This is a genomic window from Candidatus Methylomirabilota bacterium (genome assembly GCA_028870115.1).
Taxonomy (GTDB): domain Bacteria; phylum Methylomirabilota; class Methylomirabilia; order Methylomirabilales; family Methylomirabilaceae; genus Methylomirabilis.
The window spans coordinates 1-1,019 of the sequence record JAGWQH010000077.1; the positions used below are offsets into that span (position 1 = coordinate 1).

Consider the following 1,019-nt stretch of genomic DNA (forward strand, 5'->3'; position numbering starts at 1 on the left):
TGATCGAAACGGAACAACACAGATATATTTGCTACCGCTCGCAGGCGGAGAAACTCAGCAGGTAAGTAACCTCAAACAGAATATAACTCAGTATAGCTGGCGACCAGATGGGAAAGCTCTCCTGACTCATAGTGCTTGGAAAGCAATCGATGACCTCAACCAACCTGATACAAATGACGTCTCGATTGAATACACCCGACTTGATGAACAATTCGATGGCTTAGGATACAAGCAAGGTCGGCATCAGCAACTACGACCATCCTGGGCCTGTGTTTCCACTCAGCAGTCGTCAATACTACCACGCTAACTGTGAGGGCAAAAAAGGCTTGGGCAACCAGACCATGGATAAGGGCGAGTTCGCTTCCAGCCGACACCAGAATCACCCGAAGGCCGCCAAGCACTCCCTGAATGATGACCGCACCGACGGCAACAACTCCGAGCCACCGGGCCGATCTTCCCGACTCTTTCAACCACAGCACCAGGGCCAAACCCAGGGTGAGTAGTCCTACGGTAGATCCGATCAGCCGATGACTGTGTTCGTAGAAGATCCCCCCCACCATGTGCGACCACGGGTACAGAAACATGTTATGCCCGAACGTGGTCGGCCAATCGGGCACGGCCAGACCCGCTCCGGTGTTCGTAACCAGGCCGCCTACAAAGATCAACAACAACGTTGATGTCGCGGTCGCCAGGGCGAATCGATGGGGCCAGGGGTTGTGAACTCGTGCACGGGTATGGGTCATTGACCTCTCGCTATGATTCAGCATAGACTACGTTATCTAGCCGAGCCGCGAAGCGAAGTCAATGAAAAACGGGTATCCCCTTGCGCCACCTCCGGCTGTAGACCGCTCGACGCACCCTAAAAAAATGATGTCTCAGTCATTGTGTTGCCTCTTCGGATGTGCTATATAAAAACGCCGAAGTGATGGCAAGGAGCTGTTGACGGGGCGAAGGTGAACAGGCCTGAATTGCTGCGTAAACGCGGCGGTCACACGAGGACCGGGAGGGACAGCATGCAA

At 54.0% G+C, this 1,019-nt stretch carries 1 protein-coding gene; it reads right to left on the reverse strand.

Annotated features, from left to right (window positions below):
- Positions 1–155: 155 nt before the first annotated feature.
- Positions 156–743, reverse strand: a complete 588-nt coding sequence (locus tag KGL31_08660; protein MDE2321968.1) for a COX15/CtaA family protein — start codon at positions 741–743, stop codon at positions 156–158.
- Positions 744–1,019 lie beyond the last annotated feature (276 nt).

Excerpts from the sequence above, each read along its gene's own strand:
- KGL31_08660 (MDE2321968.1), bottom strand. The coding sequence starts at position 743 with ATGACCCATACCCGTGCACGAGTTCACAACCCCTGGCCCCATCGATTC.